At 39.6% G+C, this 26,122-nt stretch carries 27 protein-coding genes and 1 pseudogene; 8 read left to right on the top strand and 20 right to left on the bottom strand.

Annotated features, from left to right (window positions below):
- Nucleotides 1-56: 56 nt before the first annotated feature.
- Together NST97_RS15460 and NST97_RS15455 are read left to right on the top strand one after the other, a co-directional pair.
- Nucleotides 57-1,667: an IS1634 family transposase gene (locus NST97_RS15460; protein ID WP_157727865.1), complete on the top strand. Its 1,611-nt coding sequence runs from the start codon at nucleotides 57-59 to the stop codon at nucleotides 1,665-1,667.
- Nucleotides 1,668-1,682: 15 nt separating this feature from the next.
- Nucleotides 1,683-2,393 carry a transposase gene (locus tag NST97_RS15455; RefSeq protein ID WP_341343414.1) on the top strand — a complete coding sequence of 237 codons (711 nt, stop codon included), beginning with the start codon at nucleotides 1,683-1,685 and terminating at the stop codon, nucleotides 2,391-2,393.
- Nucleotides 2,394-2,445: 52 nt separating this feature from the next.
- Here NST97_RS15455 and NST97_RS15450 read toward each other — a convergent pair whose 3' ends face one another.
- From NST97_RS15450 to NST97_RS15435, 4 genes are read right to left on the bottom strand one after another with little or no spacing between them, the layout of a single operon-like run.
- On the bottom strand, nucleotides 2,446-2,742 hold the full coding sequence (locus tag NST97_RS15450; RefSeq protein WP_063387903.1) for a hypothetical protein: 297 nt from the start codon (nucleotides 2,740-2,742) through the stop codon (nucleotides 2,446-2,448).
- 15 nt (nucleotides 2,743-2,757) lie between these two features.
- Nucleotides 2,758-3,282: a stage II sporulation protein M gene (locus tag NST97_RS15445; protein WP_117017242.1), complete on the bottom strand. Its 525-nt coding sequence runs from the start codon at nucleotides 3,280-3,282 to the stop codon at nucleotides 2,758-2,760.
- Nucleotides 3,283-3,987 (bottom strand): ABC transporter ATP-binding protein, encoded by a 705-nt coding sequence (locus tag NST97_RS15440; protein WP_094245049.1) that lies wholly within the window; start codon nucleotides 3,985-3,987, stop codon nucleotides 3,283-3,285.
- Entirely contained in the window at nucleotides 3,984-5,609 is a 1,626-nt protein-coding gene (locus NST97_RS15435) for a hypothetical protein (RefSeq protein WP_341343413.1), read from the bottom strand. Before NST97_RS15435 ends, NST97_RS15440 begins: the two co-directional genes overlap by 4 nt.
- A gap of 491 nt (nucleotides 5,610-6,100) precedes the next feature.
- Between NST97_RS15435 and NST97_RS15430 the strand changes: the two genes are divergently transcribed.
- Nucleotides 6,101-6,277 (top strand): hypothetical protein, encoded by a 177-nt coding sequence (locus NST97_RS15430; RefSeq protein WP_339198589.1) that lies wholly within the window; start codon nucleotides 6,101-6,103, stop codon nucleotides 6,275-6,277.
- 236 nt (nucleotides 6,278-6,513) lie between these two features.
- Here the strand turns inward: NST97_RS15430 and NST97_RS15425 are convergent, their stop codons facing one another.
- From NST97_RS15425 to NST97_RS19360, 16 genes and pseudogenes are all read right to left on the bottom strand, one after another.
- On the bottom strand, nucleotides 6,514-7,380 hold the full coding sequence (locus NST97_RS15425) for a PHP domain-containing protein (RefSeq protein WP_339198586.1): 867 nt from the start codon (nucleotides 7,378-7,380) through the stop codon (nucleotides 6,514-6,516).
- Nucleotides 7,381-7,418: 38 nt separating this feature from the next.
- Nucleotides 7,419-8,270, bottom strand: a complete 852-nt coding sequence (locus NST97_RS15420; RefSeq protein ID WP_341343564.1) for a PhnE/PtxC family ABC transporter permease — start codon at nucleotides 8,268-8,270, stop codon at nucleotides 7,419-7,421.
- Nucleotides 8,271-8,327: 57 nt separating this feature from the next.
- Nucleotides 8,328-9,113 (bottom strand): PhnE/PtxC family ABC transporter permease, encoded by a 786-nt coding sequence (locus NST97_RS15415; protein ID WP_341343412.1) that lies wholly within the window; start codon nucleotides 9,111-9,113, stop codon nucleotides 8,328-8,330.
- Between the two features lie 14 nt (nucleotides 9,114-9,127).
- The gene (phnC, locus tag NST97_RS15410; protein ID WP_327863418.1) at nucleotides 9,128-9,892 is read right to left on the bottom strand and encodes a phosphonate ABC transporter ATP-binding protein; all 765 of its coding nucleotides are present in this window, start codon (nucleotides 9,890-9,892) and stop codon (nucleotides 9,128-9,130) included.
- A gap of 21 nt (nucleotides 9,893-9,913) precedes the next feature.
- On the bottom strand, nucleotides 9,914-10,969 hold the full coding sequence (phnD, locus tag NST97_RS15405) for a phosphate/phosphite/phosphonate ABC transporter substrate-binding protein (RefSeq protein WP_341343411.1): 1,056 nt from the start codon (nucleotides 10,967-10,969) through the stop codon (nucleotides 9,914-9,916).
- Between the two features lie 110 nt (nucleotides 10,970-11,079).
- Nucleotides 11,080-11,808, bottom strand: coding sequence for a phosphonate C-P lyase system protein PhnL (locus tag NST97_RS15400; protein WP_340789498.1), 729 nt, complete (start codon nucleotides 11,806-11,808; stop codon nucleotides 11,080-11,082).
- Nucleotides 11,786-12,436, bottom strand: coding sequence for a DapH/DapD/GlmU-related protein (locus NST97_RS15395; protein ID WP_340789496.1), 651 nt, complete (start codon nucleotides 12,434-12,436; stop codon nucleotides 11,786-11,788). Before NST97_RS15395 ends, NST97_RS15400 begins: the two co-directional genes overlap by 23 nt.
- Before the next feature lie 22 nt (nucleotides 12,437-12,458).
- Nucleotides 12,459-13,637: a phosphonate metabolism protein PhnM gene (gene phnM, locus NST97_RS15390; protein ID WP_341343410.1), complete on the bottom strand. Its 1,179-nt coding sequence runs from the start codon at nucleotides 13,635-13,637 to the stop codon at nucleotides 12,459-12,461.
- A 36-nt stretch (nucleotides 13,638-13,673) separates the two neighbouring features.
- Nucleotides 13,674-14,519: an ATP-binding cassette domain-containing protein gene (locus NST97_RS15385; protein WP_063387914.1), complete on the bottom strand. Its 846-nt coding sequence runs from the start codon at nucleotides 14,517-14,519 to the stop codon at nucleotides 13,674-13,676.
- Nucleotides 14,512-15,375 (bottom strand): alpha-D-ribose 1-methylphosphonate 5-phosphate C-P-lyase PhnJ, encoded by an 864-nt coding sequence (locus tag NST97_RS15380; RefSeq protein WP_063387915.1) that lies wholly within the window; start codon nucleotides 15,373-15,375, stop codon nucleotides 14,512-14,514. Before NST97_RS15380 ends, NST97_RS15385 begins: the two co-directional genes overlap by 8 nt.
- Before the next feature lie 15 nt (nucleotides 15,376-15,390).
- A complete protein-coding gene (locus NST97_RS15375) occupies nucleotides 15,391-16,497 on the bottom strand; it encodes a carbon-phosphorus lyase complex subunit PhnI (RefSeq protein WP_341343409.1) in 1,107 nt (368 codons plus the stop codon).
- Nucleotides 16,497-17,096, bottom strand: coding sequence for a phosphonate C-P lyase system protein PhnH (phnH, locus tag NST97_RS15370; RefSeq protein WP_339198566.1), 600 nt, complete (start codon nucleotides 17,094-17,096; stop codon nucleotides 16,497-16,499). Before phnH ends, NST97_RS15375 begins: the two co-directional genes overlap by 1 nt.
- 16 nt (nucleotides 17,097-17,112) lie before the next feature.
- Entirely contained in the window at nucleotides 17,113-17,535 is a 423-nt protein-coding gene (gene phnG / locus NST97_RS15365) for a phosphonate C-P lyase system protein PhnG (RefSeq protein ID WP_341343408.1), read from the bottom strand.
- A 111-nt stretch (nucleotides 17,536-17,646) separates the two neighbouring features.
- Nucleotides 17,647-19,419: an IS1182 family transposase gene (locus NST97_RS15360; RefSeq protein WP_445684618.1), complete on the bottom strand. Its 1,773-nt coding sequence runs from the start codon at nucleotides 19,417-19,419 to the stop codon at nucleotides 17,647-17,649.
- A gap of 293 nt (nucleotides 19,420-19,712) precedes the next feature.
- On the bottom strand, nucleotides 19,713-20,414 hold the full coding sequence (locus NST97_RS15355) for a GntR family transcriptional regulator (RefSeq protein WP_327847872.1): 702 nt from the start codon (nucleotides 20,412-20,414) through the stop codon (nucleotides 19,713-19,715).
- Between the two features lie 213 nt (nucleotides 20,415-20,627).
- Nucleotides 20,628-20,723 (bottom strand): annotated as a pseudogene (locus NST97_RS19360) (ArsR family transcriptional regulator); the annotation flags it as partial.
- 460 nt (nucleotides 20,724-21,183) lie between these two features.
- On the opposite strand from NST97_RS19360, the gene NST97_RS15345 reads away from it, so the two are divergent.
- From NST97_RS15345 to NST97_RS15325, 5 genes are all read left to right on the top strand, one after another.
- Nucleotides 21,184-21,711, top strand: coding sequence for a DUF1641 domain-containing protein (locus NST97_RS15345; protein WP_063387608.1), 528 nt, complete (start codon nucleotides 21,184-21,186; stop codon nucleotides 21,709-21,711).
- The gene (hypA, locus tag NST97_RS15340; protein WP_063387609.1) at nucleotides 21,704-22,060 is read left to right on the top strand and encodes a hydrogenase maturation nickel metallochaperone HypA; all 357 of its coding nucleotides are present in this window, start codon (nucleotides 21,704-21,706) and stop codon (nucleotides 22,058-22,060) included. Before NST97_RS15345 ends, hypA begins: the two co-directional genes overlap by 8 nt.
- On the top strand, nucleotides 22,053-22,748 hold the full coding sequence (hypB, locus tag NST97_RS15335) for a hydrogenase nickel incorporation protein HypB (protein WP_063387610.1): 696 nt from the start codon (nucleotides 22,053-22,055) through the stop codon (nucleotides 22,746-22,748). Before hypA ends, hypB begins: the two co-directional genes overlap by 8 nt.
- A 42-nt stretch (nucleotides 22,749-22,790) precedes the next feature.
- On the top strand, nucleotides 22,791-23,951 hold the full coding sequence (locus tag NST97_RS15330; protein WP_339194123.1) for a hydrogenase small subunit: 1,161 nt from the start codon (nucleotides 22,791-22,793) through the stop codon (nucleotides 23,949-23,951).
- Nucleotides 23,952-24,447: 496 nt separating this feature from the next.
- The gene (locus NST97_RS15325) at nucleotides 24,448-26,082 is read left to right on the top strand and encodes a nickel-dependent hydrogenase large subunit (protein WP_130156518.1); all 1,635 of its coding nucleotides are present in this window, start codon (nucleotides 24,448-24,450) and stop codon (nucleotides 26,080-26,082) included.
- The last annotated feature ends 40 nt before the right edge of the window (nucleotides 26,083-26,122 follow it).

Below are 26,122 nucleotides of genomic sequence, written 5' to 3'. Positions count from 1 at the left end.
TGTGGATAACTTTTGTATATCCAATAATATGTAATATATGTTATACTATTAGTGCTATGTATATTCGAATTAATAAGCAAAAAAATAAAAATGGTTCTGTTCGTCAATATCTACAAATATGTCGTACATTTCGTGTAGACAATAAAGTTCGGCAACAAACGCTTTGTAATCTAGGGAGGTTAGAACATTTATTAGAGAATGGCTCTGTCGATAACATAATCGAGGGATTAGCCAAATTTTCAGAGCGTTACTTTGACCGAATTCACGGGCAAGGCTCTTCCTCTTCTGTCTCCGTGCTTTGGACAAAAGAGTTTGGGCCGGTTTATCTGTTCCGAAAGGTATGGGAAAAGTTAGGGCTTGGTCGGCTATTACGTAAAATCATGGATGATTCCGAGGCTGCTTCTCGGTATGACGAAGCCATTTTTGCTATGGTGTTAAACCGTCTCATGGATCCCAATAGTAAGCATTATATCTTCAAACAATGGATCGACACGATTTATGCAGAAGGTCTTTCAGACATTCAACTCCATCACTACTATCGTGCATTAGACTTCTTAAGTGAACAAAAAGAAAAAATTGAGGAACAACTTTATGGACATTTAACCGATTTAACCTCATTAGAAGTAGATATCGTGTTTTACGACACGACAAGCACCTATTTCGAAGGAGAGGAAGCAGACGAACTGCTGGCTCACTATGGTTACTCCAAAGATCATCGTGGAGATCGAAAACAAGTCGTGATTGGCTTATTAATGACCAAAACAGGGATTCCGATTGGGCATCAAGTCTTCCCTGGAAACATGCATGATACGAAGACATTTGGCATGGTGGTTGGAGATCTGAAGAAGCGCTATCCTATTCAGAAAGTCATTCTAGTGGGAGACCGCGGAATGGTTAGTGAAGCCAACTTAGATCAAATTCGTGAACTGGGCATGGAATATATTGTGGGTGTCAAATTACGAAAGTCGAAGAAAGCCCAAGAGCTATTATCCATCCGTGGGCCATATAAGAAGGTTCTCCCGAATCTAAAAGTGAAGTCAAAGAAAATCGATGGCGAAACGTATGTACTCTGTTACAATCCGGACGCTGAAGAACGTGATCGAGCGAGTCGTCAAGTCGTGTTAGAAAACCTTCAATCGAAGCTTGATGAACTCGGTCCATCTGGACTCGTCAAAAACCGTGCGTATTCCAAGTTTTTAACGATAGAAAAAGCATCGGCCAAAATTGATGAAGAGAAGGTATCCAATGACGAAAAGTTTGACGGAAAGTACGCCATTCGGACCAACTCGTCATTAACGGATGAAGAGGCAGCACTTGCCTATAAAGAGTTGTGGAGAGTGGAACAAGCCTTTCGTAACCTGAAGTCGAATCTAGAACTTCGCCCGATGTACCATCGAGTGGAATCTCGTATTCGAGGCCATATCATGGTTTGTTTCCTTGCGCTTGTCATGGAATCCTTTTTGGCCTATAAGCTAAAAGAAATAGGATGCCAAACAAGTGTAAAGGATATTTTGCATGATGTAAGCCAGATGAAGGCCTCGAAAATACGCGTGAATGGTGAAGAGCAAATCGTTCGTACAGAATTACAAGGTCAAGCAAATCTAGCATTTGAAGCACTTGTCACACAAGCGCCTCCTAGAGTATTAGAAAAAAACACGTGCCACTAACAAGTGTAGTGGTACGTGTTGTGGGTAAAGTCCAAAACACCAGTATTTTCGGGCTTTTCTTTAGTGTACTCTGTCAAACTTGAGTTTATCTGTCCGAACAATCGGAAAGTCGTATTCAAGTATTATCAAAAAAGAAAAAATGCATCTGGATACATACAAGATTTGAAAGTGTACGAGTGTGAAGATTGTACGGATTGCCCGTTGAAGAATGGGTGTACGAAAGCCAAAGGAAATCGTCGAGTATATTGGAACACGATTTATGAAGAAATGAAAGCGAAAGCCAAAGCAGCTCTTGGTGACGAACAAAAGGCAGCTCTTTATGCGAAGCGTAAAGTGGATGTCGAAAGTGTGTTCGGTAACATCAAGGGCAATTTGCGTTTCACTCGATTTCTGTTACGGGGGCTTCATAAAGTCCGAACAGAATTCGGGATTGTGGCAATGGCCCACAACATACTGAAATGGGCCGCAAATTCCCAAACCAATTTCAAAAATAAGGAAACAGAGCGAATGGAAAAACTCATTGTTTTCTCCATTCGCTCTGTTTTTATGGACTTTTTAGACAAGCCCCTTATGATGTTTCGTTTTCAGTGGATTTTGACTTGCTGGACAGCCCCTGTTTGTGCTTCGAGCAGCTTTTATTGTCTTTTACATTATGGCTGCGGCGAAATCTGTCAGAAATGTATATTTCTATCAAAATCACGAATTAGACTTCAATATATTAGATGAAATGAAAATTTGTGAGCATCATAAGATACAATCTTTACAAACTTTCGTAAATTCAACCTTGGAACCACCATATCGTAACAATAGTTAGAAATAAAAGATATATGAATGATATAATTCGGAAGAGCCTTTTTTTATTTTTAAACGGCGGCTTCCACATTATGACGATAATGGCAGGAGCAAACAGAGTGATTAAAATGAGTTTTATCTCAATAAATGCTATACATAAAGCTAATAATATGGAAACGTAAAAAACGGGTATAAACCATGTGCTTTTTTCATTTTCTTCATCATCTGACCCATTATTCGAATCATTCAGTAATTTTTCTAAGTTTAGTTTTTCCCATAGCATATGCTTTACACCTCCTCATGAAAGTTGGGCCATTAAATATGGAGTGATCTTAGCCTCTACAACGGCAGCGATAAATGTCAAAATGATCATTAGAAAAAAGAATGTAAAGATGTCCTTTAAAAAAACGGAATTTGATTCTCCCCTAATTTTGGCAATGACCGCATCAATCAGTTTAAACCCAATAGAACCCGCAATAATCATAGCAGGAATCTCAAATATACCATGTGGAACTAGGGCTGTTACAATATAAATTAGATCGTTCCCATGTTGAAGACTGTGCATGATAGATACACCAACTAAAAAACCATTGACTAGTAATAAAGCAGCAGTAAAAATTCCAAACGTAAATATAGTAAAGCTTATGAAAACATCCGCAAGTACGTTATGTATAAAATAATCAAATATAGTACGCCCAACATTTGGTTCCTGTCTTTCTACAGGTAAGATATTGCTAAAAAAAGTACCCATGATAATTCCAATCACGTATATTATAAACGCTACTGATAAAACCCGCTTATTTCGCAGTAGAACGTTTTTCATTTAACCAATCTCTTCCATATCGTTAATAATCATATTTTCGAAATTTATTATGTTTTTCATGTTCGTGTATTCCTTTAATATTTCCCCATTGATTAAAACTCCTACACGATCGCATAGATTTTGAGCAACATGCACTAAATGAGTAGACATGAAAATAATTTTTCCACTATCTGCGTATTCCCTTAAAAACTTTTTCATAAACATTGTTGTCGGAGGATCAAATGAGCTTAGCGGCTCATCTAGTAAAAGCACATCCGGTTCATGAATGATAGCACCGGCAACAGACAGCTTATGCTTCATACCAAAGGAAAGAGTTGAAATCATTTCATTTTCCTTATCTTTTAGTGAAAAATTTTTTAACAACATTTGAATACGGTCAGTTTTTTGCGAATCGGGTACTTGCTGCAGATCAGCTATAAAATCTAAATATTCCTTTGGAGTAAGATAATTATAAATAAAAGGTGTGTCCGGCACATAACCTATGTATTGTAAAAATTCGGATCGATCATCATCAATTGTCTTACCGTCAATAAATATTTTTCCAGAGTCTGGAGTGACCAATCCGATTATACATTTAAGCAAAGTGGACTTCCCAGCACCGTTTGGCCCTAATAATCCATATATTTCTCCTCTTTTTAATGTAATATTAATTGATTTTAATACATCATACTCCTTATACCTTTTTGAAACATTTTTAATAATCATCTGCTCATCTCCCAATGAGAAGTACCGACTCGTTTAATCCAAAAGTAAAAGAATATAAAAAAGCTTATGAATAGCAAGGAAGAACCTAAGATTGCCAACACATTAAAAAGAATGCTGCTGATGTAGTTTTTCCAGTAAAGAACCCCTAACAGTCCATATATTTCTAAATTTAATATTAAAACAATTCCAAGAATCGTGTGTTCAAAAACAGAAGCTTTAACGGAAGAGCCAACATCTTCAATATGTTCCCAATCCAGACGCGGATACAAAAACGTTCCAATAATTTGAGCACTGCTGATGATAATAGCGGTAGTATTTACAAGGACAAATATCATAATGACAGTACTTAGTTTCAGATGAAATAACGAGACAACACATATAAATAAAACGTTCATGACAATCAAAATAGGAATAACATGTAAAATCGCCTTGCTTACGACTAACTGGTTCAAAGAAGAGCCTGACCCTTTATATAAAAGCAAGTTCTCCCTTTCAGCATCAGCTGATGTAATCCCTAATAATCCGTCTCCTAAAAACGAGACATTTAACGAAACTGCAAAGATGATCGGATATATTACGAAAAGAGCCGGGAATTCAAACCAATTTTGCATCATTCCTAACCCGAACAATATTCCGATTTCGGAAGCCAGCATATAGATAGATAAATAAAACCTCTTTTTTATTAAAAAATTCGCTCGAGTGAAAGCGATGAAATCTTTTTTCATAACCGCCAAAACTTTCCTTGATAAAAGCTTTTTTAGTTTTCTATCAATAAAGTTATGAAAAGATCTGTTTTTTATTATTTTGACATTTGTTTTTTCATTGGAAAGCTGCGACATATCTTTTACGTCTAAATATTTATTTACAATAAGAAACGAAATATAAATTAGAATGATTCCAATAATTAACAACAATGGTTGATAATAGATAAAGTAATCTACTTCCATTAGTGTATTAAATAACCAATTAGTAGGCAGCACATAACCAGTCAAAATCACATCAAGATTGAATCTAGAAATAGAATGAATGATTGATTCTATAAAGTTTTCCTCATAAAAGTAGCTGAAGCCTAACCAGCCAAATACAATCGTAGACAGAAATGATAAAAGCATAACAAAAACGAAAGAAAGTACACTTTTCACAGCTGACTGAAAAACAACATGCAAAAACTTTGAATATATTATGTATAATCCTGAAGAATAAAAACTGATGACCCCAATTAAAAAAAGAACATAAAATGGAAAAGATACAAATAACAATAGCCTAGAAGTTATTGATTCTTCTGCAAAATTTAAAACGTAGAACAGGATTGGATATAAAAAGAAAAGAGTCGAAAACAGTGACTTGAAAATGATTTGCGTAAAAAATCTTACCAATAATATATCTTTTGGATCTGTTTTAACGGAGTATAGTAAGAGAAAATCTTCCGGATAAACAAACCTTTGCAAAATATCGTGAGAAGAACGAAGATTGTTGATTAAATTCCATAATACTAGCAAATTGACTAACAAAACAGCTGCTTGAGAAAAATAAGGAATGATCAGTTCTACTAAATGATATAGGATAAAATTGTATACTCCAAAAATGAAAACAAATAAAACTAGTAAAATTTTTTGATTCAATAAATTTTCCCCAAACGGAAAGAAAAAAAGAAATCTATTGACATAGCGCCTAAAATTCAACTTGAAATTCGAATAAAATAGATTAGATTTTAACATACTGCCCCCTGAATTTAAAATCTAGGGCGATGGCAAAAACTTATTTCGCCATCACTCGATTTTTTTAATTTACCATTTCGAGCCCATTCTTTATCTAAATTGAATATATCATAAATAATAGAAAAAATCCCATATTCTGATAAATTTTATTTTAGGGGAAATGCTCGCGCTTTTTTAATAAGCGTCCATTTTACAGAGATGATTTGACGATTACATGAGAGAGTTACAAAAAGTGAACTGGAGCAGGTTGCCTTTTGCCGTTGAAGTAGCTTCAAGCGCTGAAAGATGAGGGGGAATAGATTGACAGAGCTTCTCTTTAACATGAGATTCTTTTACCAGTAATTTTGTTGAAGCCCTTACAGAAAATCATAATTGAAGGATGAACGCAAAACGGAATGTTTAATAAGTTGTCAGTTTCTGTATTCTATCTTCCAAACCGAAAAGCCGAAAGCCTAATGATAGGCAAAAAAGTAAAAATTGTCAAAAAAGCCGCAGTTATTGTTCTCATTGCTGAGGGAGCTCTTGCACGCTGCAATTTGGCAGGAAAAATGAAAAGGGAGAAAAGAAATTGAATAAAGGACTTTTTTTATATGTAAGTCCTTTATCCGTTCAAAACGATAATAATCGGAAGGCAAAAGGCTGTAAATTGTTGTTAAAATAATCGCCGAAATAAAGAATCAATTTAATATTCATCTGTTTCCCACTGTTAATGACGGAACATATTATTATTGAAAAGAGAAGCGTTTTATGCCCGAATTATATTCCTAACTTGGCTCCAAAAAAAATGAAAGTTGAGAGCTTCTTACATTTACGATAATGTTTTCTTGCTTTCACATAGCTTTTGATAGCGTTCGAGAAGTTTTTCATATCGAACCATTCCGGCATCTTTGCTGCCTAGTTCAAAATTTCCATAAAAGCCGTGAAAATCAGATCCTCCTGTTTCGATCAGCTCGAATTGGTCCGCATAATATTTGACAAGTTCTTCGTCCTTAGGTCCATGCAAAGGGTGAACTGCTTCGATGCCTTCTAAGCCAATCTCAACCCACTCGGGGATTGCATCAAAATTGTTGAATTGTTTTGGATGGGCAAGTACCGGCAGACCGCCCGCCTCGCGGATGGCAACAATCGCATCTTCCACATCGACATACTGTATAGGTATGTGCGCTAATCCTTGCGGCTTTCCTTCCCCGCCTTTTGAAAAAAGCTTATCATATAGATCGCCATAGATTTTGTCAGCGTATCCTTTGTTTATTAAAGCATGCATAATATGCTGTTTGTATACCCCTGTGCCGTCTTTGGCGAATTGTTCTACTTCTTCCCATGAAATGTTAAAACCTGCTTTCATAATTCTTTTCGTCATTTCATATGATGCTAGGTGTCTCATCTTTAACAGCGGGCTGCACAGGTTTTCAATCGCTTCGTGATGCGGTTCCACAAAAAAGCCTAAAATATGGGCTCTCCGTTGTCTTTTATAGTCATAAGCCGAAATCTCGATCCCTGGAATAATGGTTACTCCGAGCTGCTCTCCTATATATTTCGCTTCCTTTAATCCTTTTGTCGTATCATGGTCCGTAATTGCCAAATGGGTGATTCCTTTTTCTTTCGCAAGAGAAATTACTTCAAATAGACTCATTGAGCCATCTGATATATTTGAATGACAATGTAAATCAATCATTACGGTCAACACCTGCTTTCACTGTTTTTATAAAATAATTAATGAGTTTCACGCAAATTTACCTTCATTCTTGTCGAAACAAATTCGAAAATGATCGCTAAAACAAGAATGAAGTAAGTAATCATTCCAATTTCCCTTAAATCAAAATAAAATCCGCTCGCCATAAACAAATCAAATCCGATCCCGCCTGCTCCTGCGGCAGCACCCATCGCAACGGCAACGGAAAAGTTAATCTCAAATCTCATAAACGTCCAAGAAATTAAATATGTCATTGACGAGGGGATTACCGTCTGAAACACAATTTGCCACCAATTGGCCCCGCAGCCCTTTAATGCTTCGATCACACCTTCATCCAGCTCTTCGAATGATTCAGAATATGCTTTAATCAAATAGCCAATGGAGTGAAACGTCATGCCAATAACAGCTGCAACACTTCCCAGACCAGCAGCAACGGAGAAAATCAGCACCCACAAAACAGTAGGAACGGCGCGAATAAATGCGACAAAAGCTTTAATGCTATTGGAAACAACTTTATTTGATAAGTTTTGTGCTGCCAACAGCCCTAGAAAAAGTGCAATAACAGCTCCGAACACTGTCGTCAAAAAAGCAAGCCCCAAAGTTATCAACACTTGATAGATTGCTTCTGTTATAGTTAAACGCGAAAAGCTTGCTTCGAAAAACATTGTTTTAAAATTCGCAAACGTTTCTTTTAATCCAGACATGAAATTTGTATCGCCATAATCAAACACGGTAAAGCCATAAACAGTAATAACGAATAATGCTGTCAATGTCAGCCGGATGGCAATTGCCTGCTTCGTCAACGGTTTCACTTTTATTTTCGAAGAATGCGTTAATTTTCCGCTGTCTTTCAGAGTGCTTCCAGTTTTCATCAACCATTCATTATTCATATCATCACCCTTTCTTCCTTAAGTTTTCATTCATCGTTGTTATAAAATGACCCTTCTTATCAAATTCGAAAGATATTCAATGACAAATACTGTTAGTACGATAGTCATGACAACCAAACTCGCTGCACTATAATTGGAGCTTTTATAATACAAGTCAAAAGAAAAACCAATTCCAGTACCGGTTAAAATTCCAACTAAAGTCGCGCTGCGAATATTCGTTTCAATTTCAAATAATACCCAACTGATCATTTGGGGCAGGCTGGATGGAATGACCGATTGGAAAATGATCGGAAAAAATTGGGCGCCGGTCGCCCGTAATGCTTCAACGGAACTATTGCTTACTTCATCGATCGTTTCTATGAATGCTCGCGTTAAAAAACCAAAGGATGCGAAGAACAAAGCAAAAAACCCGGTAATGGAGCTTTGTCCAAAAGAAAAGAGCAAAATCAATGCCCATGCAGCCACCGGAATATTACGAGAAACAGTTGCAATTCCTCTGCTTATTGCACTTAATAAACCATTCACTTTCGTCGTCTTCGAACCGCATATTGCGAAAAAAGTAGCAAAAATAGCTGCAGTTGTCGTGGAAGCGACTGATATTAAAACTGTTTCTTGTAATTTACTTAAAATATCCGGAAGCTTTTCCATCGCTTTTGCATCAGGAAAAAAATTTGTCACTCCCCACTCTACTGCCTTTGCGACAGAGGTGAATCCTTTCACAAGCTGAAAATCTGTTATAAACATAGAAAGATACGTTAACACAATTAACAATAAAAAAAATAAGGAGAAGCTTCTTCTTCTTTTTACAAAGATATCTGCTTGCATGATCTTCACCTACATTAAAGAATCAGATTCTTTACTTCAGACCCATAAATATTGCGAACAATATCTTCTGTTATTTGTTTCGGCGAGCCATCGTACACTTTCTTTCCTTTATTAATACCGATAATTCGATCAGAGTATTTCAAAGCGACATCGACTTGGTGCAGGTTGACAATACAAGTAATTCCGAGTGTAGAAGAAATATTTTTTAAATGATCCATAATGATTTTGGCTGAGTTTGGATCTAAGGAGGCAATCGGCTCATCACACAATAGCATTTTCGGATTTTGAATTAAGGCTCTGGCAATTCCGACGCGCTGTTTTTGTCCTCCGCTTAGCTGATCACACCGTTTATACACTTGATCCTCCAGCCCCAATAATCCGAGAATATGAACTGCCTGTCTTTTCTCCTCCTCGCTGTAAAAGCCGAATGCTCCTGCCAAAGTTGACTTATAGCCAAGCCTTCCGTGGAGCACGTTTTCAATGACACTTAATCTAGTGACAAGATTGTAATGTTGAAAGACCATTCCAATGGTTGCTCTTACTTTTCTTAAGCTTTTTTTGCCAAGCTTTAAAATGTCGACACCATCAAATATGATTTCACCGCTAGACGCTTCGATCATGCGGTTAATGCACCGGAGGAGGGTTGATTTCCCCGCCCCCGATGGACCAATAATCGAAACGAATTCCCCTTCTTTTACAGAAAAGTTCATGTCTTGAAGCGCCATTGTATTGGTTCCATAACGTTTTGACACGTTATTTAATGTTAAAATGGCTGTCATCGTTTATCCCTCACCAAATCCTTATTTAGACAATTCTCTGATCGGATCAAACCAAGAATCCTCTACTTCAACGAAACGCTCATTAGCTTTTTTCGTAAACAAACCGCTAAAATCAGAATCCTCCGGCACGAAAATCTTCGTATTGTTGGCTACTTCATCAGAAACAAAAGCTTCCACAAGCTTTTTGCGATCTTCTTCAGATACGGTTTCCGTATTGACAACAAACGGAGCATTCAATACCGGTGTGACTGAAATTAAGACAAATTCCTTTCCAGGCACAGTATGAAACGGCTCAGCAGCATCATTTTTGACTTTATATACCGCTCCCGGTTTATTTTGCTCACCGTCAACTAATTCAATATAGTTGTTCACACATGTGTCGCAAAATGCTGCTACATCTACTTTTCCAGACAGTAAGTTAACCGCAGACCCTTGATGAGAGCCTCCATATTGCACTTCGCTGAAAAACTTGCCCTCGCCGCCTTCTAATAAATCTTCAGCAGTTAAATCTTTGTACTCTTCTTTTTTGTTAAAGTACGAAACGATTTCGGTCGATGGAACTTTAAAGCCTGATGTGGAGCTGTTAGACACAAATGAAAATTTCTTTCCAGCTATATTATCAATGGAAAACCCGGAGCCGCTTTTGTACTCGTCTTCATCCCCTTTATTTACGGCAAGCCAGCTGTAGTACATGGCATCATCAAGTGTGCCGGATTCACCGCTCGGAACGACGAGAGGAAGCACTTTTTCATTTTTGTCATGAGCCTCTATGTATCCCTGTGCACCCATAAACGCTAAATCAGCATTTCCGTTTGCAATCGCCTCAATGGCAATAATGTAATCAGTTGTCGTCTTATGCTCGACTTTCTTTCCAGTTGCTTCTTCAATCAACTTAGCGATTTCGTCACGTGCCGCTTTCAAATCTTCACCGGATTCATTCGGGTACCATGCAATTGTAAGCGTATCGCCGCCGCTTTTTTGAGCGGAATCGCTTTCTGTTCCTGCAGATGATGAACATCCTGATAAAAAGATGACCAAGATGAAAGCGATGCTCATAAACCTTATCATTTTTTTCATATTCATTACCCCTTTTCTTGTCAAAATAGATTTTTTTCCATTTATAATTGAATATAAAGGATGAATGTAAAGGAACTGTTAATTCATATTGTTGAATTACTAAATAATTTTTAATGTTTTGTAAAGGGATTTTTTTCAGAATACTTGATGATTTCCCCGTCCAGCATTCGGTATTCTACATCACATAAGTTTTGCATGAACAACATATCATGAAAAATTCCCAGCATTGTTGTCCCTTCGCGAACGAGCTGCTCCATCAATACTCTTACTTTTTCCTTCGATTCATCATCTAAACTTGCCGTCGGTTCATCCAATAAAAGTAGTCTCGGACGCTTTACCATTGCTCTAGCGATGTTCAACCGCAGTTTTTCACCTCCGGAAAAAGTAGCAACATAACTATCCCAAAGCTGAGGATCCAGTTCAAAATGCGTCAATATTTTTTCTGTCTCTTCCTCCGCATACTTATCGTTATGCCCCATTTCTAATATCGCTTGTTTTACTATTTCTCTGGCCGTTATACGCGGCAAAGCATTCAAAAACTGTGATACGTATCCGATCTCATGCTTTCGTAAATAAATCATTTCTCTTTCCGTTGCTTCTCGCAAATTGATTAGGCCAAACTTTTTTGAGTTGTACCAGATGTCTCCACTTTCAGGCAAATATGTGCGGTAGATGCATTTTAAAATGGTTGATTTTCCGCTGCCGCTTTTACCAGTAATGCCGACAAATTCTCCTTCTTTTACAACAAAGCTAATCTTGTTAATTGCGTGGATTTCCTTGTTTACGTTGTGCAATCGAAATGTTTTGGAAAGGCTCTCAACCGTTAAAATGTTTTCCACTGAATTCCCTTCTTCCCTCATACTTATCTAGAAATGTTTCAATATGTTGAGACAAGTCGTCGATTCGTTCTTTCAACGTTTCATACGACCAATCCCACCACTTGATTCGTTCCAATCGTTTAACCGTTTGCTCATCAAATCGGCGCCTTAGCGGTTTGGCTGGTATTCCAGCAACGATTGTATAAGGCTCCACATCCTTTGTCACAATAGCTCCGCTGCCGACTACTGCACCATTGCCGATTTTTACACCAGGCATGATGATGGCCCCATGTCCAATCCAAGTGTCATGCCCGATATAGGTGATTTGTTGTTTGCGCCATGATAAAAACGTTTCATCGTCATGAGTATCGACTCCATACATTCTTCTCCGATACGTAATATGGTGCAAAGTAGGGCGATTCATTGGGTGAGCGGTTGGGCCGATTCGCACCATCGCAGCAATATTGGAAAATTTTCCGACTTCAACATTTTGCAGAATGCAAAACTGCCCTGTATAAGAAAAGTCTCCCATTTTTACATTTTCTAAATAATTGTGAGCTCCTATTTCTGTGTATTCACCTAATTCTGTATGAAACAACTGGCAATGTTCATGGATATAAGGTTTTTTTGACAGCTTTTTCTCGATCATAGAAACTCCCTTTCCATCATCTTTAAATTCTATAATTTGTTTTCAAGATTAAACGGCCGTCCACAAAACAAGACGTGATAACCGGAAAATCTAAGTCTATTTTTTCGATGATGACTATATCCGCTTTTTTTCCTTCCTTAATTGATCCAATTTGATCATCCAGTTTGACAGCTTTGGCCGGGTTAATCGTCACAAGCTTAAACATTTCGACTAGGTCGATATCGCTTTTTTCGCCCATTTTAAAAACAGCATGAAGCAGCGATGGAGGATAATAGTCACTACATAAAATATCGATACACCCGTGTTGAATGGCTTCTTGTGCAGATAAATTTCCGCTGTGGGACCCTCCCAAAAGAACGTTTGGAGCCCCGGCTACCGTCAGCATTCCCTTCTTTTTCGCATTTTTAGCAATTTCCAAGGTGATTGGAAATTCACTGATCGAAGCCCCAAAGCTTTGCACAAGCTCAAGTTTTTCCAACGTGTCATCGTCATGAGAAGCGATAGCAATACCTTTTTGTTGTGCCAGCGTTGCAATTTCCTTTATTCCCTCAAGTGTTAATTTTTCCTTATGCTGATGTTTTGTAATGACTCTATCAATCTCTTCATCACTGAGCTCTTGGTAGCCTTTTATCGTTTTTCTGTAAATTTCTAAATCTCTATATTGTCCTTGACCAGGGGTATGATCCATAAACGAAATTAAGTGCACCTTGCACTCAGCAATGTACGATTTTAAGTTTTCAACTTCTTCGATGCTGTCAATTTCAAACCGTGCATGGAACCGATGTCGTATTAAATGCTTTGTATGATGAGTTTGGTGGATCATTTCAATAAATTTCCGGACATTTTCCGGCTCACGGATCGGTTTATGTGAAAATTCCGAGCTTTTATAAATAGAAAGTGAATGAAACATTGTTGTAATCCCATGGGTGATTAATTCTTTTTCCGCTTCGCGTAGACTTAAATGAAAATTCATTAACGATGTCGGTCTTGGTGCTGCCATATGTTCAATATAGTCAGAATGAAGATCGATAAACCCAGGAGCGACATATCCGCCCGCCGCATCGATTACTTCCATTCCTTCCTTCCAAGCGATTTTCCCTTTGCCATCAATTTTGCTAATTTTATCTCCTTCAATAAGAAGATCGTAACCATCGAGAATGGTTTCTTCCGTTATAATTCTTCCGTTTGTTATGAGATACACGTTTTTTCCTCCATTCTCACAAGTCCAAAAAATTGATCATAATAATGAATGGACGAGCTGCTGTGTATAAGGATGCTGTGGATCTTCCAAAATTTGATCGGTCAACCCTTGCTCGATAATTTTTCCTTCCAGCATGACGAACGTTCTGTCTGCAAGCATTCTGATAACGCCTAAATCATGGGAAACAACGATCATGCTTATCTTCAGTTCCCTCTGTAAATTCCGTATCAAATCTAAAACATTTGCTTGAACGGACAAATCAAGACCGGTCGTTACTTCATCGAGAAGAAGAATCGGCGGATTATTCGACAATGCTTTGGCGATTTGAACTCTTTGCTGCATGCCCCCCGAAAATTTTTGGGGCTCCTCCTTCATCCTAAATAGCGGAATGTTTACCTCCTCAAGCAGCACTTGTCCTCTTAACACCATCTGTCCAACATTCCTGTTCCCTGCCGCAATTAATTTTTCAGCAATATTGCCGATGGAGGAAAAGTTCATGCGCAAGCCGAGAAGCGGATTTTGGTAAACTTTCCCCATCAGATGGTTGCGAATGTACCGTTTTTGTTGGGAGGACTCGTTTAATACGTTTTTTTTTCCATCATGATAAAATCGGATATACACTTCACCGCTTGTGGCCTCTTGATCAAAATATAGCTGTCTCATTAATGTTGATTTACCGCTGCCGCTTTCACCTACAATGCCTAATACTTCACCGGGATAGAGATCAAACGAAATATCACGGCAAGCATATACCGTACCGCAGACAGGGCAAAAGTTTTTCACCAAAACGGCGGAATCCGCCTTTCCGCATTGGCTGCATCCAGGTCCGAATTGTTTGTTTAACTTTTTGACCGATAATACTGGATTGCTTAAATCATCCATGTTGAACACCTCTTGATTCTGATTGCTCATTTAATCTTGATAAACAATAGCTTGTATCATTGCATTGGTAGTAGGTTTCACCTGTTTCCTCATTAAACAATTCATCCAAATATACTCCCGTAGCGCCGCACAGTCTGCAATGTTTATCTTCAAAGCTCTCCACTTCAAACGGATAATCGTCAAACGCAAGTGAAACGACTTTCGTGTATGGTGGTACAGCGTATATCTTCTTTTCACGACCGGCTCCAAGCAAAATTAATGCCTTTGAATAGTGCATTTTCGGATTATCAAACCTTGGTATAGGACTCGGCGCCATGACATACCGATTTTCCACCATCACAGGATGATCAAAATCCGAAGCCATATGCCCGTATTTCATGATTTGTTCAAAAAGCATCAGCCATGCGCCGCTGTATTCTTTCTCCGCATGAAGCCTTTTCGTATTATATTCGCTCGGTTCATAATCGCGCAGCGGTTCAGGCAGTGGTACTTGTAATACAAGTATCTGGCCTTCTGTAAGAGGAATTTCTGGAATTCGATGTCTTGATTGAATGATCGTTGCTTCTTGCGTCTCCTCCGTCGTTTTAATGCCCGCCGTTTTCATCACCAATTTTTTAATGTTTACCGCATTAACGGATTCATCAGAGCCTTGGTCGATTACTTTTAAAACATCATCTTTGCCAATGAGAGAAAGGGTTAATTGCAGTCCACCTGTTCCCCAGCCGCGTGCAATCGGCATTTCTCTTGATGCAAATGGAACTTGATAGCCCGGAATGGCAATTGCTTTTAATGTGGCTCTTCGAATTTCCCGTTTGGAACCTTCATCGAAAAAAGCAAAATTATAATGGATTTGCATGAATTCCTCTCCTTTTTACATTTCTTGCTTGCTTTTTGATTTGCGTACAATATCAAGCTTCGATTGGAAAGTGACATAGTGAGGCAGCTTCAAATGTGAAATAAACCCGGTGGATTCAACCGAATCAATATGATAAAGGACAAATTCCTCGTCTCCTGTCGGATAGTCCCTATTTCCTTTCTCCAAACTATTGTCTAAAATTCCCATTGCGATTGCTTTCGTTTCGTTTTGACCAAAGCAAAGACCATATCCGATTTCAAACTTAATTTCCTTTTTCCCGTCCCCGATCTCAACAGTTTCCGGAATTAACATTTCGACTTCCGTTGCTTTAATTTCCCCAATATAATAAGCATCGTCTTCTCTATTAAATGAATGAAAAGGGCTATCGATGTAAACCGGCAAATAGCCGACACGCAGTTCACCTACTGTTGGATGAAGACTTCCATATCCGCGAATGACGGCATAAGCTAATGAAGTCACCGCCCCTGTCTGGCCTCTCGTTAAAACTTGGAGACGCTGACTGCGGGTGGAAGGAAACGTCAAGCTTTTTCTCGTTACATCATCAGGCTCTGTATTATCCATTACACACTCCGAGAACAAACCTTCTTTTCTTAAGTAATCACTTACTTTTGGCAGTTTGCCAAAATGTTTTTCATCCACTTCGTCGAGCGTTTCCTTCTCATAGGCCGAAAGCCAATTTACTGCATCTTCATCTGTTTCCTCAATGAGGTCAAAGTCGAGCAAACGATGAGTGTAGTCAGTTGTAGCTCCTAAAATTTGGCCGCCTGGTATATCTTTAAAACTAGCTGAAATCCTTCTTTCGATACTCATGTCCTTTGTATTAACTATTTGCGAATAATGCTTGCGCGGTAAAGTGGATCGATATGCACGAAGCAGAAAAACCGCTTCTTCAAGATTGCCTTCAGCATGTTTGATCGCTAGCGCCGCAAGGGTTTCGTCATATAGACTGCTCTCTGACATCACCTGATCAATCAATCCCCGCAGGCCAGCTTCAATTCTGCCAATGTCAAGAACAACTCCTTTTTTTAACCGCTCATATTTCAGCCGTTTAATCGACTCCTCAATGGCAATTGTTCCGCCTTTCACTGCCACATATCCCATCAAAGCTTCCTCCCTTCTGATAAAATTTGCGTCGTCCTTGGCAGACATAAGAGATGATGATTTTTGTCCACAAAAATTAAATCAACCCCCATTGGAAATTCAGCGTTTTGTTGCTGTCGAACTTCCATCCAATTCCCATTTACTGAAACATTTACATAATTTGCTTCTTCAATGCCCGGACCTGTTAATTTGAAATCGCATCCATCCGTAACAGCATCTGCCTCAACAATAATGGTTGCTGAATCATGGGGATCGATGAGACTGCCGGTTTTTACTCGCTGTAATATTTGCCCAAGTTCATCTTCAGCTTTGTCATAAAGTACAAAAACGAAATCAGCGCGTTCTGCTGCATCAGCTTTTGCATAGGTTAGTTGGTTTATCCAGCGAGTTGTCTCTTCTTCCTTCTCGGAAACTACCTTAAAGGTCACTTCAGTATCTAGAAGCATTGCAGCCAGAACAAGTGTCGAGGGAAAACAGCCAGCCTCAAGATCTACTTTGGCCGCCTCATCTTTTAAATTTGTTATCAATCCGGGCCTAGACATGGAATCAACAACTTTTCGATATGCACGTTGAATATCGTGAATAAAATCTAATTTCATTCAACCTCTGCTCCTTTTAAACATCCATCGTTTCAAAATTTACTTTTGTCTTCAAAATTTTCATGATGGAGTTCTTTCTTTGCTCATGAATTGCTGCTTCCTCCTTCACCAAAACTTCATTCCATCGTTCCGTTTCTGGCAATTGTGCATTGTAAGCTGCATCGACCACAGCCAAATGGTATGCTAATTCCGGCTCATGTCCTTTTAATATGCCGATGCCGATATACCCGCTAATTTCCACTTTACATTCTGTGACAAAAACTTCTCCTAAGTAGAACAAACTGTTCTTTGCCGTTTCCCGAACTTTTACCATTACTAAACCGTTGTTCGGCTTTTCAATCGTTTTTACCTCATACTTAGCTAAAATTTGTTGTGCCAATGTGGCGGCAACGTTCTTATTTCCGTTGATTAAAATTTCTGTTCTTCGCCTTCTTTCCATTTCCGCCCCTCCATCATGATTTTTTGCTTCCGTTGATTTAAGCATATCTTGTTGCCAAGTGGAAAAAATTTAAAAAAAAGTAAATTCTATTAATTTTTTGCAAACGCATTTTTAAGAAAATGTTAATGAGCACAAAAAAAAGGGGCTGTCCGATAAGTCCCTAAAATGAAGCAAGTGGAGAAAAACAATTCGTTTCTCTCCACTTGCTTTTATATTTTTTCGATTTTTATCTGAAAGTAGCTGGCGGATGCCGGCTACTTTCAGGAAGTTGTGGGCTAATGCCACAATCCCAAACTCGACATGTACCTTGTCGAGGCCCCGCAAAGAAAATCTGCGGAACGACCGATTGCCCTTGATGTGACCGAACACACTTTCTGCCTCGACTTTGCGTCGAGCGTAGATAGCGGCTTTCTCTTCACATTCAAGGGCTGTTTTGGCCTTTGCTTTCATTTCTTCGAAGATGGGATTCCAGTGAACTTGTCGGTTGCCTTTCGCTTTTGTGCATTTCGCTTTCAATGGGCAATCGGTACAATCTTCACATTCGTATATTTTGAAGCTTTGTTCATAGCCAGATGGATTCTTTTTGTTTTGGTATTTTTTAAACGTTACTCTCCTTCCATTCGGGCAAATAAAACAATCATCCTCTTCACAATAGGTCCAGTTTTTGGCATTTTTAATGTCTTTTTTGTATGTACGTGTTTGTTCTTTTACATAGCTCCCATAAGGAATTAGAAACTCAAAACGGGGCTCTTTCTCATCACCAACTGCATATACATAGTTTTCTTCACTACCATAGCCTGCATCCGCAATAACTGTTTGGGGCATCGGTAATGAAGTGGAGGCTAGCTTCTCCATATGTGGGATAAAGCAACGTGTATCGGTCGGTCGTTGATGAATAGTATAAAACAAGATAAACTGATTCTCTGTCCCCATTTGCACGTTGTATCCGGGCTTGAGCTGACCGTTTTTCATATGGTCTTCTTTCATGCGCATGAAGGTTGCGTCTTTGTCTGTTTTCGAGTAGCTGTTACGGTCACCGAACATTTCCTTTTGTTCTTTGTATCTTGCCATTCGGGGCAGGAAATCTTCCCGAATTTGTTTCACCGATTTCTTTAATTGACTGCGTTTTTTTCGCTTCTCTTTCCGAATGGATGTATCGGTCTCCTTTTCGATTTCTTCCGTTAGCGTTTCAACTTTTTCTTCTATTTCTTTTGCGGTTTCCTCCAGGTTTTGTTCGGTGATCTCTGTATGTTGATCGCTTTCCTTTTGCCCTGTTCCGGCTTCTAATTGGGTTAATTCATGAATGTGCTTTAGTGTTTCTTGGATTTTTTCTTTTAATTTCTCTTCGAATTTCAAAGTGGATTTTTTCCACACAAAAGAATACTTATTGGCATTGGCTTCGATCTTAGTGCCATCCAAAAAGTAGTTTTCCATCGTGATGTAATGTTCTTTTATCAATTTGAGAATCATGACTTCAAAGAGCTCATCCATGAAAGCTTTCATCCGTTCCCCTCGGAACTCATTAATGGTGCGAAAATCTGGTTGTTGCATCGCTGAAAGCCACATGGCAGGAATATTTTCTTTAACGAGTTTTTCGATTCCTCGGCAGGAATAAACCTTTTGAGAATAAGCATACAGAATGATTTTCAGCATCATTTTGGGATGATAGGAACTTCTGCCGCCGCCTTTATAATGAGAAAACAATTGTTTATCTGGTATCGCCTCCACCATTTCGTCCACGACACGTGCCACGTGATGTTCGGGTATGAGAGATTCAATATCATAAATCATTTGAACTTGACGGTTGTTATATGGTTTGAAAGTAGGGGCTAAATTTCTTTTGGCAGGAGTTTTTTCTTCTTTTCCATCTAGAGGAAGTGTCATTTGTGTGTTATAATTTTCACGAGTAATCATTTGATTGCTCATAAAAAATCGTCCTTTCTGTAATGTTGTGTGGTAACTTCATTTTACTAGAAAGGACGATTTTTTTGTGCATTTTTTTTAAAAAGTGAAAAATGAGGGGCTCCAAAAAGTCAGTTACCCTGACTTTTTGGACAGCCCCTGCTGCTTTCAATCCAAAATCGAAAGCATATAAAAACAAGCAGAGAAAAACGCATGTTTTCCTCTACTTGTTGGATTTTAGGGACTTATCGGACATACCCGAAAGCAAAAGTTTTTCATATAACAAAGTTAAAGCAATCACTCCGATAAAAAATTTCTGTATGTTCAAGCACCGTTCCGGTTTTTTTATCGATACATCCTGTCTCCAACACTAAAAGCGGAATTAAGCTCGTGCATTCAAGAATTTCCCATAAAAATTTAGTCGGAAATAAAACCTTTAACACGCTTGACTTCGATTCAAATTCAGTGAAGCCTTTCTTTTGATAATAATCAAACATGGACGTGATTTCCTTGCCGTACAAATCAATATCATCAAATACGGATTTCGCCACGTAGGAAATATGCAAGGCAATTGGTCGATTATTGACAATGCGCAGCCTGCCTATTTTAAATATTCGATCCGTTTCCTCAGCACCGAGAGAATGAAAGATTGCTTTATTATAGCCGATTTCTTCGCAAAAAATGTTTTTCGATCGGAAATGGTGCCCAAGTCTAATCATTTTCCTGCTGAAGCTTTCATCCCCGGAAAGAACAAGCGGAATCTGCATTTGCCGATCTTTTACATAGCTGCCCTTTCCTTGTCTTGAATAAATATATCCCATCTCCTGAAGCCTTTCGTATATTTTGCGGATTGTCATTCGCGGAACGTTAAAATAGTCAGCAAGCTCATTTTCGGATGGTAATTTATCATTGGCTTCATACCTGCCAGAATGAATATCTGATATGATTTTATCAATGATCTCCATTTCTTCTGCCATCTGCATTCTACCCCGCTTTGAAATTGACCTGCTATTTTTTCACACGGCAGCTCAAAAACTGCGCTTTGAAAAATATTTTTTGCTACACTTTCTATTGGTTACATTCAGTATAGTTTAAGTAACTAGAACTGTCCAAGCCCATTTTATAGTCTATATAGGATCCATCTGCTAATTTGCTTTAGAGGCTGATAAATAAAGTTTTGCTGCATTATATTAATCTAATTTGCGAAGATGCTTGCTAATCGACAGCTGACTTATGTCAAACACTTCAAGAAGCTTGCAAACGCAATGTGTAAAACCCTCCTGGAAAGCATTAAGAACGTTTCAATCGAGTTGAAATACGTTCCTTCCATCCATGTTCCATAAAATTCCTTTCTGTTTCTTGTGTAGAGCCGAATAAGGTTTTGGAAAATATGAATCAAAAAATACTAAAATTTCAAGCTCTTTGCTAAACCTATTCTAGTTAACCCTTATCGGTAAAGGTATTGATCAGTTTTCATCATTTTATTCCACAACTTACCACTATTCTTGAAACAACTTTACTTGATAGTTTTTTATTTCGTTCACCTCTTTGCATATTTTCATATCCAGTATAGTCAACGAATGATTCTATTAGCAAAGAAGCAAAAACTTGAAATAGTTTTTATAAAATATGGTGTTAAAATATTCTGAATTGTTGTATTATTATTTTAACAGCTAGCAAAAAAAGACAACAATGTTTCCAAAATGACGCACTTTTTTCTGTAAAAACCAAGAAGGAGGAATCGAAATGGGGGAGGCCGGGAAAGGAGCGGTTATGGAGACGTCCATTGATCACTTGTTGGTTGAAAAGCTTTCAGATCCGCGAACGATGGAGCAGCTAATTCACTTGCTTGATAAGCTGGAGAATGTAACGTTCCTTTTGGATATGCTGGAAAATTTTCTTCAGCGCGGACCGGAATTTGCTGATTCAATCAATGAACTTGTCGTTCTTTTGCGACAAAGCATATCTAGACCAGAATATGTTACGCGTTTTGAGAATGCTTTAACCGCGTTGCATAAAATGCAAGAATTCCTCGATTCTCCGCAAGTTCAAGAGTTGATCAAGTCCGATGTTTTAGACGTGCGCTCGGTGCAAGTAATTGGAAAGGTGTCGCGTTCATTGTATCAAGCCTCTAAAGAAGCAGCGGAAACGGGAACAAAACGTGTGGGAATTATTGGTCTGATGCGGACATTAAGCGATCCGGAAGTACAGCCTGCACTTAATTTCGTCCTTAATTTTGCACGAAACTTATCGAAGGAGATCAGCGATGCATGAGTTGTCTATTGCCCAAAGCTTAGTTGAATTGGCGGCAGAAGCGGCGGAAAATTCGGGAATAAAGAAAGTTAAAGCGCTGTTTTTAAAGCTTGGAGTATTATCAGGTGTCGTAAAAGAAGCCTTAGAATTTTCTTTTGATGTGGTTGTTCAGGGAACTTCGTTGGAAGGGGCTAAACTTATTATTGAAGATGTCCCCGTGACCATTTTCTGTCCCAACTGCCAAGAAGAACGGATTTTGCCTGAACCGCTTCCTATGCGCTGTCCTACGTGCGGCACAAAAACTGGCCAAGTCCTTGCGGGACGAGAGATGGAATTGTACGCATTGGAAGGTGGAGAAGAAAATGCATGATTTGACCTTAAATCCTCGAATTGTTGAAATTCGCCAGAATGTTTTGAAGAAAAATGATCTCCTTGCTAGAGAATTAAGAAAGCGGTTTCAAAATGTGGGCGTTTATGTCGTCAATCTCGTTTCCAGTCCTGGAGCGGGAAAAACGACGCTGCTTACAGAAGTGCTTACCCGCCTTGGCAAACGCTATCGAACAGCCGCTTTAGTTGGCGATTTAGCAACTGAAAACGACGCGGACCGCTTGCGGCAAAGTGGAGCAAAAGTGCGTCAAATTACTACTGGCACAGTTTGCCATCTGGAAGCGGAAATGATTGAGCGAACGTTGCAAGATTGGGAGTTGGAAACATTTGATTTCCTTTTTATCGAAAATGTTGGAAATCTCGTCTGTCCCGCAAGTTATGACTTGGGAGAAAACCAGCGTGTAGTTCTTTTTTCCGTGACAGAGGGCGAGGATAAACCGGTAAAATATCCGACTATTGTCAACAGTGCTGATACGGCGATTATCACAAAAATTGATTTAGCGGAAGCGGTAGATTTTCAGCGAAAACGATTTTATGAAGCATTGAATGAGGTGCGCCCAGGCATTCGCATTCACGAAGTTTCTGCTCGCACAGGAGAAGGAATTGACGAATGGATTTCACAGCTGGAAGCGGATAAATCAGCATTTATTCATTCGTCCGGCTCTCTATAAGCAAAATTTTAGATGAATAGAACGCTGCGAAAGACTATGATTTTGAGTCGTTTGGTTGAAATAGAAAACGATTTGAATCAAGCCGACAAGTCGCCAAACACCAGTGAGACATCTAAACAGGAGAGCGTCTATACGAAGATGTATTTTAAAATATCAGAACCTTCTGACTTTCGTTGCGCAAAGGTATTGAAATTGAAAAATCTTGCCCAAAACTTTTTGGAGGTGGAGAAAATGGTGAATCTCCTTTGGATGCACGGCGGTGCGTGCAATGGAAACACTCAATCATTTTTAAATGCGGAAGAGCCAACGGTCATTGATTTAGTAACCGATTTTGGCATTAACATTTTGTATCACCATTCTTTGTCGATGGAGTTCGGTGAGCAAGTTCGCCGCCTTTATGAGCAAATTCTCAATGACGAAATCCCACTGGATATCTTGGTGGTAGAAGGGACAATTATTCAGGGACCTGACGGAACAGGGCACTATGATATGCTTATGGACCGTCCGAAAAAAAACTGGATTTGGGATTTCGCCCATAAAGCGCAATACGTTGTCGCAATCGGTGATTGTGCGTGCTGGGGTGGAATTCCGGCGACAAAACCGAATCCGTCTGAATCGATTGGTCTTCAATATATGAAAGAAGAACGCGGGGGATTTCTTGGTACACAGTTCCGTTCGAAAGGTGGACTCCCAGTCATTAACATTCCTGGTTGTCCGGCTCATCCCGACTGGGTGACGCAAATTCTTGTAGCCATTGCTACTGGCCGTTTGGAAGATGTTGTTTTAGACGATCTTCAACGTCCGCAAACGTTCTTTAAAACGTTTACCCAAACGGGCTGTACGCGTGTGCAGTATTTCGAGTGGAAAGAGCCGGTGGAAGAGTTCGGACAAGGTACGCGAAAAGGATGTCTCTTTTATGAGCAAGGCTGTCGAGGTCCAATGACTCATTCGCCATGCAACCGCATTCTTTGGAACCGTCAATCTTCCAAAACTCGGGCAGGAATGCCTTGTATTGGCTGTACGGAGCCTCAGTTCCCGTTCTTTGACCTAGCACCTGGAACAGTATTTAAAACGCAAAAAGTTCTCGGCTCAATTCCAAAAGAAGTACCACAAGGCACCGATCCGCTCAGCTACTCTGTGAATGCGGCATTGGCACGTGCTGTGGCGCCGAAATGGGCGAAAGAAGATATGTTTGTTCCGTGATATTAACGAAATTCGGATTTTTGTCATCAAGATGAAGTGGAATCAGATATGAGTGAAGCACCAATAAACCGTTTGTGATCTTACTTAACGGAAAAAGTGACTATCTACACAAAGACGTGAAGCTTGTTCCGTGATCATTAACGAAAATCACGACTTTTGTCATCAGCATCTAGTGGGAACCGGATATGAGTGAAGCACCAATAAGCCGTTTGTGATCTTACTTAACGGAAAAAGTGACATCTCCACAAAGACGTGAAGCTTGTTCCGTGATATTAACGAAATTCGCAACTTTTGTCATCAAGATGAAGTGGAACCGGATATGAGTGAAGCACGAATAAGCCGTTTGTTGATGTTGCTTAACGGTAAAAGTGACCGTCTCGTCTACACAAAGGCATGAAGAAACTTATTTTGTATGTTTGAAATCGGCGATTTCCATTTACTGCGATTCGGATATCTTTTAATGGAAACCATTTTAGAAACGAGGTGCCTAAAGAACATGAAAAAGCAAGAGGCTATTGTAAAAACAAACAAACTGGAAATTAAAGTACATTCCCTCGGTCGTGTAGAAGGAGATTTGGATGTAAAAGTAGCCATTGATGATGGCGTTGTTGTAGATGCTTGGACGGAAGCAACGATGTTCCGCGGTTTCGAGATGATTTTAAAAGGAAAAGATCCGCAGGCCGGTTTGATTGTTACTCCTCGGATCTGCGGCATTTGCGGCGGCAGCCATCTAACGAAAGCAGTTTATGCGCTCGATACGGCTTGGGGGACGGAAGTACCGCCGAATGCTACGCTCATCCGCAATATTGCTCAAGCGGCGGAAACGATTCAAAGCATTCCGCGTTGGTTTTATGCTTTGTTCGCAATTGGTTTAACACATCGACATTACGCTTCTTCTAAGCTGTACGATGAAGTGGTTCGCCGTTGGGCTCCTTTTGAGGGAGAGCATTATGAGATTGGCGTCACTGTTTCAGCTAAGCCGGTGGAAATTTACGCGATCTTTGGCGGACAATGGCCGCATTCCAGCTTCATGGTTCCGGGAGGCGTTGTCAGCTCGCCGACATTGTCCGATATTACTCGCTCTATCTCGATTTTGGAATATTATCGGGAAAACTGGCTGGAGAAAGTTCTTCTTGGTTGTTCCGCTGAACGCTGGCTGGAAAACAAGACTTGGGACGATGTTCTTGCATGGCTGGATGAGAAGCCGGAGCATCGCAATTCTGATCTTGGCTTATTCATTCGCTATAGCATGGAAATCGGATTGGACAAATACGGAGCGGGGCCGGGCCGCTATTTAGCCACTGGAAGCTTTTTTAACCCGCAGCAATACCGCTATCCGACGATTGAAGGACGCAACGCAGCGCTGATTTCCCGTTCGGGAATATTTGATGGGGAAAATTTCCATGATTTTGATCAAGCACGGATACGCGAGGATCATACCCATTCTTTCTATCGCGGCAGCGGTTCTTACCACCCGTTTGAAGGAGTAACCGATCCGGTGGATCCGATCGAAGGGCAAAAAGAAGGAAAATATACGTTTGCTAAAGCACCGCGGTATGATATTCCAGGCATCGGAGAAACTCCTCTGGAGGTAGGTCCGTTGGCCCGCCAAGTAATTGCTGGCCGCTCTGGTGCTGAGGAGTGGCAAGATTATGATCCTCTCTTTTTGAACTTGATTAAAGAAATCGGGCCAAGTTCGATGGTGCGTGTGTTGGCTCGCCTTCACGAAGCCGCGAAATATTATTTGCGCATGAAGAAGTGGTTGAAGCAAATCGATTTAAACGAAAAATTTTATATCAAGCCGAAAGAATTGCCTGAAGGACGCGGATTCGGAGCTACGGAAGCAGCCCGCGGCGCTTTGGCTGACTGGATTCAAATTAAAGATGGAAAAATTGAAAATTATCAAGTCGTCACTCCGACAGCATGGAACATTGGACCGCGTGATCGTCACGGTCAGCGCGGACCTATCGAAACAGCGATGATCGGCGTACCTATTAAGAATCCTGAAGATCCGGTCGAATTGGCTCATATTGCCCAAAGCTATGATTCATGCCTTGTTTGCACCGTTCATGCTTATGATGCCAAGTCGCATAAAGAGTTAGCCAAATATAAAGTGATAAATATATGCTGATATCTCTAATATGCAACTTTAAGTGACGTGTTTTTCTGCA

This window comes from Aeribacillus sp. FSL K6-1305 (assembly GCF_038050115.1).
GTDB lineage: Bacteria > Bacillota > Bacilli > Bacillales > Aeribacillaceae > Aeribacillus > Aeribacillus composti.
This window is presented reverse-complemented; position numbering and strand designations above follow the sequence as displayed.